This is a genomic window from Agromyces sp. NSFZ (assembly GCF_056156205.1).
The window spans coordinates 88,726-104,446 of the sequence record NZ_CM149585.1 but is presented as its reverse complement, the minus strand read 5'-3'; the positions used below and the strand labels follow the sequence as shown (position 1 = coordinate 104,446).

At 72.1% G+C, this 15,721-nt stretch carries 11 protein-coding genes; 6 read left to right on the top strand and 5 right to left on the bottom strand.

Annotation, left to right across the window (positions count from 1 at the left end):
- Window positions 1-28: 28 nt before the first annotated feature.
- Window positions 29-2,698, top strand: coding sequence for an ATP-binding protein (locus ACVFI9_RS00510; protein ID WP_474764092.1), 2,670 nt, complete (start codon window positions 29-31; stop codon window positions 2,696-2,698).
- A 32-nt stretch (window positions 2,699-2,730) separates the two neighbouring features.
- Here the strand turns inward: ACVFI9_RS00510 and ACVFI9_RS00505 are convergent, their stop codons facing one another.
- The 4 genes from ACVFI9_RS00505 to ACVFI9_RS00490 form a co-directional block, all read right to left on the bottom strand.
- Window positions 2,731-3,120, bottom strand: coding sequence for a hypothetical protein (locus ACVFI9_RS00505; protein ID WP_474764091.1), 390 nt, complete (start codon window positions 3,118-3,120; stop codon window positions 2,731-2,733).
- A gap of 155 nt (window positions 3,121-3,275) precedes the next feature.
- Window positions 3,276-6,281 carry a helix-turn-helix transcriptional regulator gene (locus tag ACVFI9_RS00500; RefSeq protein WP_474764090.1) on the bottom strand — a complete coding sequence of 1,002 codons (3,006 nt, stop codon included), beginning with the start codon at window positions 6,279-6,281 and terminating at the stop codon, window positions 3,276-3,278.
- A gap of 62 nt (window positions 6,282-6,343) precedes the next feature.
- The gene (locus ACVFI9_RS00495; RefSeq protein ID WP_474764089.1) at window positions 6,344-6,532 is read right to left on the bottom strand and encodes a hypothetical protein; all 189 of its coding nucleotides are present in this window, start codon (window positions 6,530-6,532) and stop codon (window positions 6,344-6,346) included.
- Window positions 6,533-6,887: 355 nt separating this feature from the next.
- Window positions 6,888-7,658, bottom strand: coding sequence for a pyridoxamine 5'-phosphate oxidase family protein (locus ACVFI9_RS00490; protein ID WP_474764088.1), 771 nt, complete (start codon window positions 7,656-7,658; stop codon window positions 6,888-6,890).
- Window positions 7,659-7,743: 85 nt separating this feature from the next.
- Between ACVFI9_RS00490 and pdxR the strand changes: the two genes are divergently transcribed.
- The 4 genes from pdxR to ACVFI9_RS00470 all read left to right on the top strand — a co-directional run bounded on the left by pdxR (window position 7,744) and on the right by ACVFI9_RS00470 (window position 13,709).
- Window positions 7,744-9,258, top strand: a complete 1,515-nt coding sequence (gene pdxR, locus ACVFI9_RS00485; RefSeq protein WP_474764087.1) for a MocR-like pyridoxine biosynthesis transcription factor PdxR — start codon at window positions 7,744-7,746, stop codon at window positions 9,256-9,258.
- 121 nt (window positions 9,259-9,379) lie between these two features.
- Window positions 9,380-9,841 carry a LysM peptidoglycan-binding domain-containing protein gene (locus ACVFI9_RS00480; protein WP_474764086.1) on the top strand — a complete coding sequence of 154 codons (462 nt, stop codon included), beginning with the start codon at window positions 9,380-9,382 and terminating at the stop codon, window positions 9,839-9,841.
- Window positions 9,842-9,987: 146 nt separating this feature from the next.
- Window positions 9,988-12,165, top strand: a complete 2,178-nt coding sequence (locus ACVFI9_RS00475) for a S9 family peptidase (RefSeq protein ID WP_474764085.1) — start codon at window positions 9,988-9,990, stop codon at window positions 12,163-12,165.
- 224 nt (window positions 12,166-12,389) lie between these two features.
- Window positions 12,390-13,709: an FAD-binding oxidoreductase gene (locus tag ACVFI9_RS00470; protein ID WP_474764084.1), complete on the top strand. Its 1,320-nt coding sequence runs from the start codon at window positions 12,390-12,392 to the stop codon at window positions 13,707-13,709.
- 149 nt (window positions 13,710-13,858) lie between these two features.
- Here the strand turns inward: ACVFI9_RS00470 and ACVFI9_RS00465 are convergent, their stop codons facing one another.
- Window positions 13,859-14,248 (bottom strand): ArsR/SmtB family transcription factor, encoded by a 390-nt coding sequence (locus ACVFI9_RS00465; RefSeq protein ID WP_474764083.1) that lies wholly within the window; start codon window positions 14,246-14,248, stop codon window positions 13,859-13,861.
- 99 nt (window positions 14,249-14,347) lie between these two features.
- Here ACVFI9_RS00465 and ACVFI9_RS00460 point away from each other — a divergent pair, with 99 nt between their 5' ends.
- On the top strand, window positions 14,348-15,685 hold the full coding sequence (locus ACVFI9_RS00460) for an NAD(P)-binding domain-containing protein (RefSeq protein ID WP_474764082.1): 1,338 nt from the start codon (window positions 14,348-14,350) through the stop codon (window positions 15,683-15,685).
- Window positions 15,686-15,721 lie beyond the last annotated feature (36 nt).

Below are 15,721 nucleotides of genomic sequence, written 5' to 3'. Positions count from 1 at the left end.
ACAATGGCGCCATGGGGCGTCGAGGGGGATGCACCCGCCGAGCGAGGGCGCCGGTGCCATGGGCGACGGCGTGAACGAGCGCGTCATCCGGACACCCGACCAGCGTCTGCGGGTGTTCGTGAGCTCGACGCTCAGGGAGCTCGAACCCGAACGCATCGCGGTACGCGCCGCCATCGAGCGTCTGCGGCTCGCGCCGGTCATGTTCGAGCTCGGCGCCCGGCCGCACCCGCCCCGGGAGCTCTACCGGTCGTATCTCGAGCAGAGCGAGGTGTTCCTCGGCATCTACTGGCAGCAGTACGGCTGGGTGGCGCCCGGCGAGGACGTCTCGGGACTCGAGGACGAGTTCCGGCTCGCACCCCGGGAGATGCCGAAGCTCATCTACCTGAAGCGGCCGGCTGAGCGCGAGGAGCGGCTGGAGGAGCTCGTGGCGCACATCCGCGACGACGACACGACCTCGTACAAGTCGTTCTCGAGCGCCGAGGAGCTGGCCGAGCTCGTCGAGGCCGACCTGGCGATCCTGCTCGCCGAGCGGTTCGATGCCTCGCGCCGGCACCTCGACGGGAGCGACGCCGGCGCGGAGGCCACGGATGACGCGGCCGACCATCTCCCCGCATCGCCCGACGAGATGCTCGGCCGCGAGCTGGACCTCCTCACGCTGCTCGAGTGGCTCGGCGGCGAGGATCCGAAACGGCTCGTCACCCTGATCGGGCCGGGCGGGATCGGGAAGACCCGTCTCGCCATCGAGGCGGCGCGATTGGCGGGCGAGCGGTTCGATCGGGTCACGTTCGTGCCGCTCCAGAACGTGCGCGACGCCGATGGCGTGCTGCCCGCGGTCGCCCGCGCGCTCGGCGTTCGGGAGGACGGCGAGCACCCGACCCTGGAGCGCATCGCCCACGCCAGGACCGGACGACGCGACCTCCTGCTCCTCGACAACTTCGAGCAGGTGATGGCCGCGGCACCGCAGGTCACCTCGCTCCTCGCCGAGCTCGACGGGGCGACGGTCATGGTGACGAGCCGCGCCCGGCTCAGGCTGCACGGCGAGCAGGTCTTCGATGTCGGACCGCTCGGCCTTCCGACGGATCCCGACGCGGTCACGCTCGCCGAGGTCGCCGAGGCCCCGGCGGTGCGACTCTTCCTCGATCGCGCGAACGCGGCCGACTCCAGGTTCGACCTCACGGTGCACAACGCCGAGGTGGTCGCCCGCATCTGCCGGGCCCTCGACGGAGTTCCGCTCGCGATCGAACTCGCGGCCGCATGCATCCGTGCCCTCACGCCGGCGGCGATCCTCGCGAAGCTCGACCAGATGCTCCCGTTGCTGGCGACGGCCGACCGCGACGTACCCGAACGCCAGCGCACGATCCGGGCCACCGTGGAGTGGAGCATCGACCTGCTGAGCGCCGAGGCACGCGAACTGTTCGTGCGACTCGGGGTCTTCGTCGGCGACTTCGGTCTGGACGCCGTCGAGGCCGTCGCCGCGGACGAGCCGTGGGCCACCGACCTTCCCGGCACGCTGCTTGAACTCGTCGACGCGAGTCTCGTTCGGCAGTACGAGGTCGGCGGGGTCCCCTTCTTCTCGATGCTCGTGCCGGTTCGCGAACTCGCGGCCGCACGGTTCGCGCTCGAACCCGACATCGAGGCGATCCGCCGAGCCCACGCCGCCTACTACGTGCAGCTCGCGAAGGAGATCGAGCCGCTGCTGCGCGGACCGACCCAGCTGGCGGCGCTGGAACGCATCGAGGCCGAGCGGGACAACGTGCGAGCCGGCTACGCGTACCTGGTCGCCGTCGGGGAGGTCGACACGGTCGCGGACGCGGTCTGGCGGCTGCTCCTGTACTGGTGGATCCGGAACCTCCTGCCCGCCGCGAAGGCGTGGACGGATCGACTCCTCGAAAGCGGTGCTCCGCTGTCGGGTCGCAGCCGTGCGATCGCGCTCACCTTCTCGGCTTGGGTGACGCTGGCGCACAAGGGCAACGAGGTCGATCGCGAGAGCCTCCGCGAGGCCGCCGCCCTGTTCCATGAGGCCGGCGATCGATTCGGCGAGGGTGCCGCCCTGACGGTCGAGGGCATCTCGTGCACCACGGCGGCGATTCCCGACCTCGATGGCGCCGAGGGACTCCATCGACGAGCCCTCGACTTCGTCACCTGGGCCGAGGACCCGAGCTTCAACACGCTCTTCCGCGGCCAGCTCGCGAGTATCGGGCTCCTGCGCGGCCGCGCCGCCGAAGCGCTCGGGACGTTCGACGAGGTCATCGCCGACGCCGTGCGGATCGGCGACCACTTCGTCGAGATGATCGAGATCGGGAACGCCGGATGGGCGCGGCTCGCGCTCGACGAGGCCAGGCTCGACCTGTTCGCCCGGCACCTCGAGCTGGCGCTCGAGCTCGGGAACGAGGAGGGGGCCAGCCACGCCATCGAAGGCCTCGGCGCCTGCGCGATCACACTCGGCGACATCGATCGCGCCGGCGTGCTCTTCGGCATCTGCGACACCCTGGCGACCCGGGTGGGGAACGTCGACCAGCGCACGTATCCCACGTCGGGCCCGTTCGTCGAGCGCGTCCTCGCCTCGGAACGTGCGACGGAGTTCGAGTCCTCCCGGGTTCGCGGTCGCGCGATGTCACGGCGCGCCGCGATGCGATTCGCCCTCGCGCCGGCGAACGCCACGGCCGCTCGAGCACGGCATCGCGCGCCGACGACCTGACCGGGCGGATGCCACGGCCCCCGGGCCCTGACTCAGGCGGCGGGTCGCTCCGCGTCCGCCTGCGTCGACCGCAGGCTCCGGAACAGTCGCACGAGGTAGAGGATCGCTCCGGCCAGCACCACCAGCACGCCGACGCGCCACACCCAGAGCAGTCCGATCAGCGGGAAGATCGGGTTCGTCGCGGTGCCCTCGCCCGTGCGCTCACCGCTCCCGACGCTCGCGAGTCCGAGCGTGAGCGCCCCGATCGCGACCGTCACGATCAGTGGGATCCAGAGCAGCTTGGGCAATGGCACTCGGGCGAGCGCCCACACGACCACGCCGAGCACGATCGCGGCGAGCAGCGCGAGGCCGCCCTCGAGCGGGTCGATGAGGCCGAACACGAGCAACGGCAGGGTGATGAAGGCGAGCACGATGGCGATCATCCGACGAGTCCGCATTGTCAGCACCTTCCCCGAGGTCGATGGATGCTCCGAGCGTAGCGCCCGCCGGCGGCGCGCCACTTCCGCGCCCGCCGCGCCAGCACAACCGGCGCTGACGACGCCGAAGTGGCGCGGAGCACAGGTGCGCCGGGCGATGCTCAGCGCAGGGCCCGGGCGCGGTACGCCGCTTCGGTGCGCGTGGCGGCCCCGAGCTTGCGCAGGATCGCCGAGACGTGCACGCTCGCGGTCTTGCCGCTGATGAAGAGCCGCTCGCCGATCTGCCGGTTGCTGAGGCCCTCGGCGATGAGCTCGAGCACCTGCCGCTCGCGGGCGGTGAGTTCCGCTGCGGCCGCGACGTCGTCGGATGCCACGGAGTCGGCGATGCCGCCGGACGGCGCAACGAGCCCGACCCCGCCGCCGACGCCCTCGATGGCGATGCCGGCCGCCGCGGCGACGCGGAGGATACGGTCGCGCACGACCTTCACCCCACCCGACTCGGCGACGTCGAACGCCGCCTGCAGCGAGGCCCTGGCGCCGGTGCGATCGGCCGCGGCGAGTTCGGCCTCGCCTTGCCGCAGCAACGCGTAGGGGGCGAGGAATCCGGGCGCACTCGGCGCCGCCGTCGCGGCGACGGCAGCGCGCCAGACGTCGACGTCGGTGCCCGCGACACCGGCGCCGGCACCCTCCGACGCCTCGGCGAGCTCGGCTTCGAACATGGTCGTCCACATCGCGGCGGTCGGCCAGAAGGCGAGCCGCCCGAGCAGGGCCCTGAACTCGGGGACCGCCGCCTCGACCTCGGCGCGCACCGAATCGGAAACGGCATCCGGGCGGGCACGCACGGCGGCGACAACGCGCGCCGCCACCCAGAGGAACGGCTCCGCGTAGCCCGGCAACGGAAGCAGCTCTTCGTCGAGAATGGCTCGCGCCTCGCGCCAGGCACCCGGCAGGTCATCGTCGGCAAGCGCCAGTTCTGCGGCGAGGCGGCCCGAACCGAGCCGTGTCTGCATCTCGACCTTCATGACGTTCGTGATCATCGTGCGGAAGTTGCGGTAGAGCTCGATTGCCGCGGCCGTTTCGCCCTGCCAGAGCAGCGACCAGATCTTGCCGCGCAGCAGGTAGACCGAGAACGGCGCCGGCGGGTCGAGCGCCAGTGCTCGGTCGACCAGCTCCTCGGCGCGCTCCCACTCGCCGAGCGCGAGCAGCGGCTCGACCGCGTTGGAGGCCAGGATGACGCCCGACGTGCGCTCGACACCCTGCAGTCGCGACTGGGCGAGCCCCTCCTCGGCGAGTCGCACCGCCTCATGGTGGTTGCCGATCAGGTGATGCAGGTCGGACGCATTGACCCAGTAGCGGAGCAGCGCCGTGCCGTCGCCCTCGGCGAGCACCCGCGCACGTTCGAGCAACTCGAGGCCGCGCTCGAGCTCACCCCGAGTGGCTCGGCTGACCGCCGCGATGTTCTGCGCGACCGACCGGTAACGCGCGGAGCCGATGGCGTCGGCGACCTCGAGGGCGCGTTCCGCGACGTCGACGGAGTCGTCGATGCGACCGTCGATCATGAACCGGCCCGCGAGGGCGGTGAGGGTGTTCGCCCGCAACTCGGTCGGACCGACATCGCCGCGTGCATCGAGTGCGTCGAGCGCCTGCTCGAGCAACTCGATCGACCCGGGCTTGCCGACGTTCGCGAGGTACAGCGCCTTGTCGCGCAGGAGGCGGGGATAGTTCGGGTCATCGGGCGGGCACTCGGCGAGCGCGGCCTTCACGAGCGCGAGGCCACGCTCGCCCTCGCCGGCGTTCCGGAGGTGCGACGCCGTGCGACCCATGAGCTCGAGCTTGCTCATGCCCGCGGCCGTGGCGGCATCGGGCACGACGTCCCACAGTCCGAGGGCGCGCTCGCCGAGCTGCGCCGCGGTCGCGTACGCGGCAGCGGATCGTGCTTCGCGCATGGCCTGGATGGTCGCCGGGAACGCGCGCCCGGCGTCGTGCGCGCCGAGCCAGTGGAAGGAGATCTCGGCGGCCAGCCGCCGGGTGCCGGCCGCTGCTGCGGCCTCATGGGCCTCGGCGTAGCGAGCGTGGAACCGGGCGCGCTCGCCTGGAAGCAGGTCGGACATGATCGCCTCGCGCACGAGCGCATGACGGAACGTGTAGTCGTCGCCGTCGATCATGAGCACGCCAGACAGCACGCACTCGCGCGCCGCGGCGTCGAGCTCGTCGCCCGTGCCGGAGTACACGGCGGCCAGCATCGTGTGCGAGACGCACACGCCGCCGATGGAGAGGAGCCGCAACAGTCCCTGCGCCGGTTCGGAGAGCCGCTCGTACCGGGCGAGCAGGAGTTCGCGGAGCGTGTCGGGCACCTCGCCCTCGTCGCGGCATCCGTCGATGCCGACGAGCTCCTCGACGAAGAACGGTACGCCGTCGCTGCGGCGGAACACCGCGTCGAGCACGCTCTCGCTGGGCGGCGCCTCGACGATGAGCGACTTCGCCAGCTTGCGCACCTGCACCCGGGAGAGCCGGCCGAGCTCGCGGCGCTCGACCCAGCGATCGCGCTCGGCCTCGGAGAGGAAGGCCCGCACCGGATGCCCCCTCGTGACGTCTTCGGCGCGGTAGCTGAGCACGGTGAGCACGCGGCTCGAGCCGAGCGCCCGCATGAGGAAGCGGAGCAGCGCGAGGCTCGCCGCGTCGATCCAGTGGAGGTCTTCGATCACGAAGACGATGGGCCGCTCGTGCGAGAACGACTCGAGGAGCACGGCGATGGCCTCGTGCAACTGACCGGTGGCGGCACCCGCGTCGGCCTTGGCGACGGGCGGCAGCGAGCCGGCGTCGCCCGGGGCGAGCTCGGGCAGGAGCGCGAGGAACGCGGCGCGACCCGGACCGACGGCCTCGAGCACGCGCTCGGCGCCCTCCTCCGCGACGAGCGCGCGGAGCGCGGCCTTGACGGGGGCGTACGGGGCCGCGACATCGCCGAGGTCGACGCACTGCCCGGCCAGCAGGCGCACGTCGGCCGGCAGCCCCGCCTCGAACTCGCGGATCAGCCGTGTCTTGCCGATGCCGGCCTCGCCGCCGATGATCACGGTGAAGGGCGCACCCGCGCGCACCTCGTCGAGACGCTCATTGAGCCTCGCGAGGTCGGCGTCTCGACCGATCATGGCCGGCGCTGACGTGGTCACCATCCCATGGTGCCACTCCCCGCCGACACCCGGCACGGGTGCGCCCGCCGCGACCGCGGCACTCACCGGAGGAATGCGGGCCGCGGCGCGTGACGGTGGCTGCGGCGGCGCTCGGGGGCGGGGGCGGACGACGCTTCCGCGTCATCCGCCGCACGCTCCTGGGCGCTCATGCGCAGCCCGAGCTCGTGCTCGGCGCTCCGCACGTCGGCGCGGTGCATCCCGAGTGCGATGAAGTCTGCCGAGAACTGCATGATTCCTCCTGGGTGCTCCGGTGCATTCGACCGGATGCCTACAGCGTGCGCGCTAAGGCATGCCCGAACCATCGGGCGATCGCCCTATTTCCGGGCGGGGTCGGGGCTCGTGCTGCCTCATGGCGTGCCTGAGGCACCTGAGCCGCCTGGACGCAGGGGTCCGGGCGTGGCGGATCGACCACGTGGGAGTCGTCCGGAGGCGCGTTCGTTCGTCGGGTCGTGTGGGCTCAGCGCAGCACGGTCGGCGTACGGCCGTAGCCGTCCCGCCGGAACTGCACGAGCGCGGTCGCGATCGCCGAAGCGGCGAGCAGACCGAGCACGAGCATGGTCGCGAACATCTCGCACCTCCTTTCCATCAGGCAAGCCTGTCGACGCCGGCGCCCGCGGACATCAGTGGTTCCACGGAATTCGCGCTCGGTGCCGACACCCCCGAAGCACCGCCCGTCAGTGCGACCACGGACTCGGGGAGCGGGGTTCCCGGCGCGGTCAGCGGCGAGGGCTCCGGCCGGCCCCAGGTGCGCAATAGCGGCACGACCCCGGCCCACGCACGGTGGTCCTCACCGTCGTCGGGCTCCTCGGATGCCCCGCCCGCACGCGCCTTCATCACCACGTCGTCGAGCGCGAGGCGGAGCACGCGCGTCGCGGCCGTCTCCTTGCGCGTCATGTCGCGCACCTCGGCGGGCCGGCCCGGCATGAGCCGCTCGGAGAGGGCGAGGAGGGCGTCTTCCTCCTCTTGGGCCGGGACCGTCTCGAGCACGCCGTAGACGACCGCACTGCGGTAGTTCATCGAGCTGTCGAAGAGGGAGCGGGCGTAGACCAGCCCGTCCAGCGCGGTCACCGCGAAGGCCACCGTCGTGCGGGCCGCAGCGGCGCGCAGGGCGAATCCGCCTCCCGTCGAGCCGTGCAGGAGCACGTGCTCGCCGACGCGCGCATACGCGATGGGCACGATCACCGGTTCGTCCGCGACCACCGCCGCGAGGTGGCCGACGAGCTCGCCATCGAGGAGGGCATGCAGGTCGAGGCGGTCGGTGGTCTGCCGCTCGGGCATGCGGCGGACGCGGCGGGTGGCGGTGGCGGCGGTGGTGGCGGTCGTGGCGGTCGTGGCGGTGGTGGCGGTCGTGGTCACGCTGCTAGTCTCGCCAGCACACTGGTTCGCCGTGCAGTCCAGTTGCTGCAACATCAGGCAGTCCAGTTCGACCATCGGAGCAGGTATGGACGGCGCCATCCTCACCATCGACCGCGGCGGCGGCCGGCCGGTCGGCGTGCAGCTCGTCGAGGGCCTGCGTCGGGGCATCCTCGGCGGCAGACTTCGACCCGGGGATGCGGTGCCCTCGACCCGCGCACTCGCGTCGGAGCTCGGCGTCTCGCGCAGCGCGGTCGTCGCCGCCTACGAGCAGCTCGCCGGCGAGGGCTACCTCGAGCTGCGGCAGGGCGCGCCCACGCGCGTCACCGAGCTCGCCGACGGGACCGCCCCCACGACGTCGCCCGACGGCACCGGCGCTCCATCGAGCGGTCGGCGATGGCGGCCTCCGGAGCATCCGGGCCAGCCGTCACTGCCGACTCGGCGGCGGGAGGAGCCACCTCGCCCCCGCATCGACCTCCTGCCCGGACGGCCGTCGACCTCGCGCATCGACACCCGCGCCTGGCGATCGGCCTGGCGTCACGCGGCGGCCCTCGAGATCCCGTCGGAATCGCCGCCGCCGTTCGGCGTGCGGCGTCTCCGCGAGGAGATCGCCGACCACCTGCGCCAGGCCCGCGGAGTCACCTGCGACGCCGACGACGTGGTCGTCACGGCGGGCACGAGCGAGGCCGTCGCGCTCGTGGCATCCGCGCTGCTCCTCCTCGGGGCAGGCCGCGCCGACGAGGCAGACCGCGCCGACGACGGCGACCCTGCCGACGTCACGATCGCGGTCGAGGATCCCGGCTACCCCTCGGCGCGTCGCACGATCGAGCGGCGCGGAGTGCGCACCGTGGCCGTGCCCGTCGATGCCGACGGCCTCCGGGTCGAGCGGCTCCGACGGATGCCGCGGCCGCCACGCGCCGTCATGGTCACGCCGAGCCACCAGTACCCCCTCGGCGGCCGCCTGCCCGTCTCGGCACGACTCGCACTGCTCGAGTGGGCCCGCGACCACGGCGGCCTGGTCATCGAGGACGACTACGACAGCGAGTTCCGTCATCTCGGCCCGCCCCTTCCCGCGCTCGCGTCCCTCGGCGACGGCGAGGGCGTCGTGCTCGTCGGCAGCTTCTCGAAGGTGCTCACCCCGTGGCTGCGGCTCGGCTACCTCGTGCTGCCGCCGGATCCCGCGCTCCGCAGGGCGATGGCGCTCCTCCGATCCGACGAGACCTGCCCGGTCGCGGGAGTCGTGCAGGATGCCGCGGCCGCCCTCCTCGCGAGCGGCGCGGTGCGTCGGCACATCGCCGCGACGCGGCGGGACTACGCGCATCGCCGGCGGCTCGTCGTCGAACTGCTGGACGCGCTTCCCGGCGCCCCGCTCTCGGGACTCGACGGCGGGCTGCACGCCGTGCTGCGACTGCCCGATCGCACGGCGTCCGACGCCGTCGTGGCAAGGCTCGCACGAGAGGGCATCGCGGTCGCGTCCCTCGCCGACTACTCGGCCGACGCCGGCGGGGCGCAACCCGGCATCGTCTTCGGGTACGCCGGCGTGCGCGACACGGAGCTCGCCGAGGCGCTCGCCCGGATCCGGGCGGCGGTCCTCGCCGCGTGAGCCTCCTGTGGATGCGTGAGCCTCCTGTGGATATCGGATGGCGCGGTCGCGGCCGGTCGCTAGGCTGGCGCGATCGGCACTCCTCGCGGAGCGCCGTCCAGCACGTCGATGGGGAGGCTCGATGCGGCGGAATCCCGGCCCTGGCGCGGCATCCGCGGGACTCGTGGCCCTGCTGCTGAGCGGATGCACCGGGGCGCCGGTGCCCACGCCGCCGCCCGTGACCGTCACCGCCACGGTCACCGCGACTCCCACGCCGACGCCACAGCCAGCGCCGCCGCCTCCCGCACCGCCCCCTCCGGCGCCCCCGCCCGCGCCGGTGCCGAACGCACCCGCACCCGTCGTGGAGTGGGGTCCGGCCTACGACACGGGCGCGCGACCCGGCGCCACCGGCACGCCCGTGCTCGACGCGGCCGGCGTGCCGTTCAGCTACACGGTGGTCGAGGGCGACAGCTTCTTCGACATCGCGCAGCGCTTCGAGCTGCCGCAGCAGCAGCTCCTCCGCATGAACCCGCAGGTGCACGACTTCGGCGAGACGGTCTACATCGGCGACGTCATCAACCTCGACTGGACGAAGACGGGCTGAGCCGAGGGTCCGCTGCTCCACTTCGTCGCCCTCTGCGCCAGTAGAACTGGCGCGCGGCCCGCGAACCTGGCGCAGGCGACGGTCGCCCTCACGGCGGCGAGCTCGAGCGCCGACGGAAACACCGGGTGAGCGCGTAGCGTGGACACGTGCTCACTCCTCCGAAGCCCGAGAAGCGACCGACCGAACGCGTGCACCACGGCGATGTGGTGCACGACGACTACGAGTGGCTCCGCGTGAAGGACGATCCCGCCGTGATCGCGCACCTGCACGAGGAGAACGCCTACACGAAGGCCCGCACCGAGCACCTCATGCTCCTCCAGGAACAGGTGTTCGAGGAGATCAAGGACCGCACGAAGGAGACCGACCTCTCGGTGCCGACCCGCGAGGGCGACTGGTGGTACTTCACGCGCACGGTCGAGGGCAAGCAGTACGGCATCCACTGCCGCGCGCCGATCGCGGCATCCGACGACTGGGAACCCCCGGTGCTCCCCGAGACCACGGGCGATGAGCTGACGGATGCCTCGTACGAGCCGCTCCCCGGCGAGCAGGTGCTCCTCGACGACAACGTCGAGGCCGAGGGCCACGACTACTACGCGCTCGGCAGCTTCGACGTCACCGCCGACGGCTCGACGCTCCTCTACGCGATCGACACCGATGGCGACGAGCGGTACACGCTGCGCCTGCGCGCCATCGACGGATCCGGCCGCGAGTACGACGACCTCATCGAGGGCACGGCCGGCGGCGCGGTATTCGACCCGAGCGGCCGCTACGTCTTCTACGCCACGGTCGACGAGTCGTGGCGCCCCGACACGATCTGGCGCCACGAGGTCGGCACCGCGACATCCGACGACGTCCCGGTCTTCAAGGAGGACGACGAACGCTTCTGGCTCGGCGTCGGCCTCACCCGCAGCCGCCGGTTCATGCTCATCGAGGCGGGCTCGAACGTCACGAGCGAGACCTGGCTGCTCGACGCCGACGAGCCGACCGGCGAGTTCCGTGTCGTGTGGCCGCGCAAGGAGGGCGTCGAGTACGACGTCGATCATGTGGTCGCGGGCGGGCGCGACCGCCTGCTCATCGTGCACAACGACGGGGCCGTGAACTTCGAGCTCGTCAGCGTCGCGGCATCCGACCCGCAGGGACCGCGACGGATGCTGCTGCCGCACAATCCCGCCGTGCGCCTCGAGGGCGTCGACGCGTTCCGGGACTTCGTCGCCGTCGAGTACCGACGCGAGGGACTGCCGCGGGTCGCGATCGCCAAGGTGCCGCCGACGGGGATCCCGGCGGATGCCACACCCGACGACACCCTGCACGAGCTGCCGTTCGAGGAACCGCTCTTCGCCGTGGGCGTCGGCGGGAACCCGTCGTGGGAGCAGCCGACGCTGCGCCTCGGATACTCGAGCTTCGTCACGCCCGCGACGGTGTACGACATCGTGGTCGCGACCGGCGAGCGGCGGCTGCGCAAGCGCCAGCCCGTGCTCGGCGGCTACGATCCCGCGCGTTACGCGCAGCGGCGCGATTGGGCGGTGGCCGACGACGGCACGCGGATCCCGGTGTCGCTCGTGTACCGGCCCGACCTCGTCGAGCTCGGCACGCCTGCGCCCACCGTCTTGTACGGTTACGGCTCCTACGAGCACTCGATCGACCCGGGGTTCGGCATCCCGCGGCTGTCGCTCCTCGACCGGGGCATCATCTTCGCCGTGGCGCACGTGCGCGGCGGCGGCGAGATGGGCCGGCTCTGGTACGAGCACGGCAAGAAGCTCGACAAGCGCAACACGTTCACCGACTTCGTGGCGGTGGCGCAGCACCTCGTCGACAACGACATCACCGCACCCGATCGCCTCGTCGCCCAGGGCGGCAGTGCCGGCGGACTGCTCGTCGGAGCCGTCGCCAACATGGCGCCGAAGTACTTCTCGGGGATCCTCGCGGAGGTGCCGTTCGTCGATCCGCTGACCTCGATCCTCGACCCGACCCTGCCGCTCACCGTGATCGAGTGGGACGAGTGGGGCAACCCGCTCGACGACGCCGAGGTGTACGCGTACATGAAGGGGTACTCGCCGTACGAGAACGTGCACGGCGGTGCCGACGGAGGCGGGCATTACCCGCCGATCCTGGCCGTGACGTCACTCAACGACACGCGCGTGCTCTACGTCGAGCCGGCGAAGTGGGTGGCCCGGCTCCGCGACGCCGGTGCGGACGCCCTGCTGAAGATCGAGATGGCGGCCGGGCACGGCGGCGTCTCGGGGCGCTACTCCGCCTGGCGCGAGCGGGCCTTCGCGTACGCGTGGGTCATCGATCGCGCGAAGGCGCACCCGAGCGGGGAGTAGCCCGGCGCCGAGCGCTTGCGGGGGAGCGCCAAGCGCATGCGCAGGAGAATGGGCCCTATCCCCCGGCCAGCGGCAGGTCAGTGCAGATCTCCTGCACAAGCCGTGGCCATGGGGGGCGATGCGGGTCTGCGGGTGGGCGCCGCGGCGACCTATGCAAACGCAGCGATTCCGCCGAGAGCGAGCGACGCTGTCGGATGTCGTACGCCGGTGTCAGTATTCCACCCATGTCGATTCTCTCTGACCTGAGCGAGCGCGTGCCCGGCCGTACCTTCGGGCCCGGCTCCACCGAGTACGACGACGGTCGTACCGTGTTCTACGGCCCCGGCGAACCCGAGGCCGTCATCCGTCCATCCACCGTCGACGAACTGGCCGCCGCCGTGCGCGCCGCCGTCGATGCCCATGTGCCGATCTCCGTCCGCAGCGGCGGACACGGCAGCCTCCCGGCCACCGACGGCGTGGTCATCGACCTCGCCGAGTTCGACCGCATCGAGTTCGGCGACGGTGGCCTCGTCACCGTCGGAGCCGGTGCCCACTGGGGCGACGTCGCCGAGGCCCTGGCCCCGCGCGGCCTCGGCATCACCTCGGGCGACACGCTCGACGTCGGCGTGGGCGGGCTGGCCCTCGGCGGCGGCATCGGATGGCTCGTCCGCACGCACGGCCTGACGGTCGACCTCGTGCGGGAGATCGAGGTCGTCACCGCCGCAGGCGAGGTGCTCACGGTGAATGCCGAGTCGAACCCCGACCTGTTCTGGGCGCTGAAGGGCGGTGGCGGCAACTTCGGCATCGCCACGCGCTTCACGCTGCAGGCGGCGCCCGTCGACGGGATCGTCGGCGGCCACGTGCAGTTCGACGAGTCCGACGTCGGCGCGGTGCTCCGAGCCTGGCGCGACGTCACGGTCGACTCCCCCGACGAGCTCAACTCGACGCTGATCGTCATGCCGCCGCTCATGCCCGAGATGCCGGCAGGACCCCAGCTCGCGGTCGCGTTGCGCGGCACCGAGGAGGAGCTGCGACGACTCCTCGAGCCCCTGCTGTCGCTGCCCTCGGCGACCGAGGTGAAGCTCGGTCCCGTCGCCTATGGCGACCTGCTCGAGGCGGCTCCCCCGGGGCGGCCTCCGTTCCGCTTCGTGGGCGGCAACGGGTTCGCGTCCGACCTCTCCGACGAGTTCCTCGCCGCGTGCGAGCGTACCCTCGCCGTCGCCGCACCCACGATGCTCATGCTCCGGGCGCTCGGTGGCGCGTTCTCACGCGTCGCCCCCGACGCCACGCCCATCGCGTTCCGCGACGCGCAGGCGCTGTTCATCGTGAACGCGCTGCTGCCGTTGGATGCCGCTGACGAGCAGGTCGAGGCGGTGCGGGCCGGAGTCGCCGACGCGCTCGGCTTCACGAGCGGGCCCTACGCGAACTTCACGCAGGAGTTCGGCGACGAGGTGACGGCGACCATCTACCCGCCCGCGACGCTCGAGCGGCTCCGCCGGGTCAAGGCCGAGGTCGACCCGACAGACGTGTTCCGGCCGATGCACCACATCACGCCGGCGCGCTGACCGGTGTCCGCCCGCGGCGGCGGCCTTCGCTCGCTGCGGCGGCCCGAGTTCGGGCCGCCGCGGCGAAGATCGGCCGCCGTCGCGGGTCAGGTCCCGCCCGGCCCAGGCGCCGGCGTCCGCGAGCCCGCCCGGCAAAGGCGCCCCCTCGGTCAGACCGTGACGAGCGGGGCCGCCGCCGCGTCGAGCGAGCCGGGTACGAGCTTGTAGTAGGCCCAGGTGCCGCGCTTGGAGCGGGTCAGGAAGCCCGCGTCCATGAGGATCTTGAGGTGATGCGACACGGTGGGCTGGCTGAGGCCGACGGGTTCGATGAGGTCGCACACGCACGCCTCCTGACCTTCGGATGCCGCGACGATCGACACGAGCCGCAGGCGCGCCGGGTCGGCGAGCGCCTTCAGCCGCCGTGCGAACACCTCGGCGTCGTCGGCGCTGATGGTCTCGCGCGTGAGAGGTCCGCAGCAGGCGGCGGGCGCCTCGGCTACGGAAGAATTCGCCTCGTCGCGAGGCACGAGGGTCAGTTCGGTGACGGTCACGGCTTCCATCCTACTCGAGATATTGACAAACTTCGATGTACGTCCCAGACTCTGAATATCGATGAACGTCGATACCCGACGTCACGACCCACATGCGAAGGATGACGGATGACCCTCCTCGACCTCACTCCCCCGAAGCAACTCGCCCCACGGCTGCAGGGCCTGCCCGTCGCGATCATCGGCGCCGGCCCCATCGGGCTGGCCACGGCGGCGAACCTCACCGACCGAGGCATCGACTTCGTGCTGCTCGAGGCCGGCGACCGCGTCGCCGACAGCATCGAGCAGTGGGGGCACATCCGCCTGTTCTCGCCGTGGAAGCACCTCGTCGACCCCGTCTCGAAGCGACTCCTCGCCGAGACCGGATGGCAGGAGCCGCCCGCCGACGCGCTGCCCACGGGCGCCGAACTCGTACGGGACTTCCTGATCCCCCTCGCCGACCTTCCGGCCATCGCCGCACGCACCCGACTCGGCGTGACGGTGACGGATGTCTCTCGCGAAGGCATCGACCGCACGCGCACCAAGGGCCGCGCCCAGGCGCCGTTCCTCCTCCGTGTGCGCACGGCCGACGGCGTCGAAGAGCTCACGGCGCGCGCGGTCATCGACGCCTCGGGCACGTACCGCTCGCCGAACAGCCTCGGCTCCTCGGGCCTCGATCCGCTCGGGTTCGAGGAGGTGGCCGATCTCGTGAGCCCGGCGATGCCCGACGTGCTCGGGCGCGAGCGCGACACGTTCGCCGGCCGCCACACCGTCGTCGTCGGTGCGGGCCACTCCGCCGCGAACACCCTGCTGAACCTCGCGGCCCTCGCCGACGAGGCGCCCGGCACTCGCATCACGTGGGTCATCCGCAATGCCCAGGCGGTTCGCGTCACCACGTCGGCCGACGACGAACTGCAGGCCCGTGCCTCCATCGGCGCACGGGTCGACGCGCTGGTCGCATCCGGACGCATCGAGGTCGTCGACCGGTTCGAGATCGTGCGCGTCGCCCGCACGGGCGAGGGCGAGGCGTCCGGCCTTCGCATCACGGGCCGTCGCGGCGACGGACTCGAGACCATCGAGGCCGACCGAGTGGTGAATGCCACGGGCTTCCGTCCGAACCTCCGGATGCTGCGCGAGATCCGCCTCGAGCTCGACGACATCGTCGAGGCGCCCAAGCGCCTGGCACCGCTCATCGACCCCAACGTGCACACCTGCGGCACCGTCGAGCCGCACGGCTTCGCGGAGCTCACCCAGCCCGAGCGCGACTTCTTCATCGTCGGCATGAAGAGCTACGGCCGCGCGCCGACGTTCCTCCTCGCCACGGGGTACGAGCAGGTGCGCTCGGTGTCGGCCTGGCTGGCCGGCGACTCGGCCGCGGCACGCAACGTCGAACTCACGCTCCCTGCAACGGGCGTGTGCTCGACGGGAGCGCCGAGCGCCTCGGGTTCCGGTTCGAGCTGCTGCGGCTGAGGGAGAATCGAGGCAGCTGAAACGGCACCACCCGGA

Excerpts from the sequence above, each read along its gene's own strand:
- ACVFI9_RS00505 (WP_474764091.1), bottom strand. The coding sequence starts at position 3,120 with ATGATCGCCATCGTGCTCGCCTTCATCACCCTGCCGTTGCTCGTGTTC.
- ACVFI9_RS00480 (WP_474764086.1), top strand. The coding sequence starts at position 9,380 with ATGCGGCGGAATCCCGGCCCTGGCGCGGCATCCGCGGGACTCGTGGCC.
- ACVFI9_RS00465 (WP_474764083.1), bottom strand. The coding sequence starts at position 14,248 with ATGGAAGCCGTGACCGTCACCGAACTGACCCTCGTGCCTCGCGACGAG.
- ACVFI9_RS00460 (WP_474764082.1), top strand. The coding sequence starts at position 14,348 with ATGACCCTCCTCGACCTCACTCCCCCGAAGCAACTCGCCCCACGGCTG.
- ACVFI9_RS00510 (WP_474764092.1), top strand. The coding sequence starts at position 29 with ATGCACCCGCCGAGCGAGGGCGCCGGTGCCATGGGCGACGGCGTGAAC.
- ACVFI9_RS00495 (WP_474764089.1), bottom strand. The coding sequence starts at position 6,532 with ATGCAGTTCTCGGCAGACTTCATCGCACTCGGGATGCACCGCGCCGAC.
- ACVFI9_RS00470 (WP_474764084.1), top strand. The coding sequence starts at position 12,390 with ATGTCGATTCTCTCTGACCTGAGCGAGCGCGTGCCCGGCCGTACCTTC.
- pdxR (WP_474764087.1), top strand. The coding sequence starts at position 7,744 with ATGGACGGCGCCATCCTCACCATCGACCGCGGCGGCGGCCGGCCGGTC.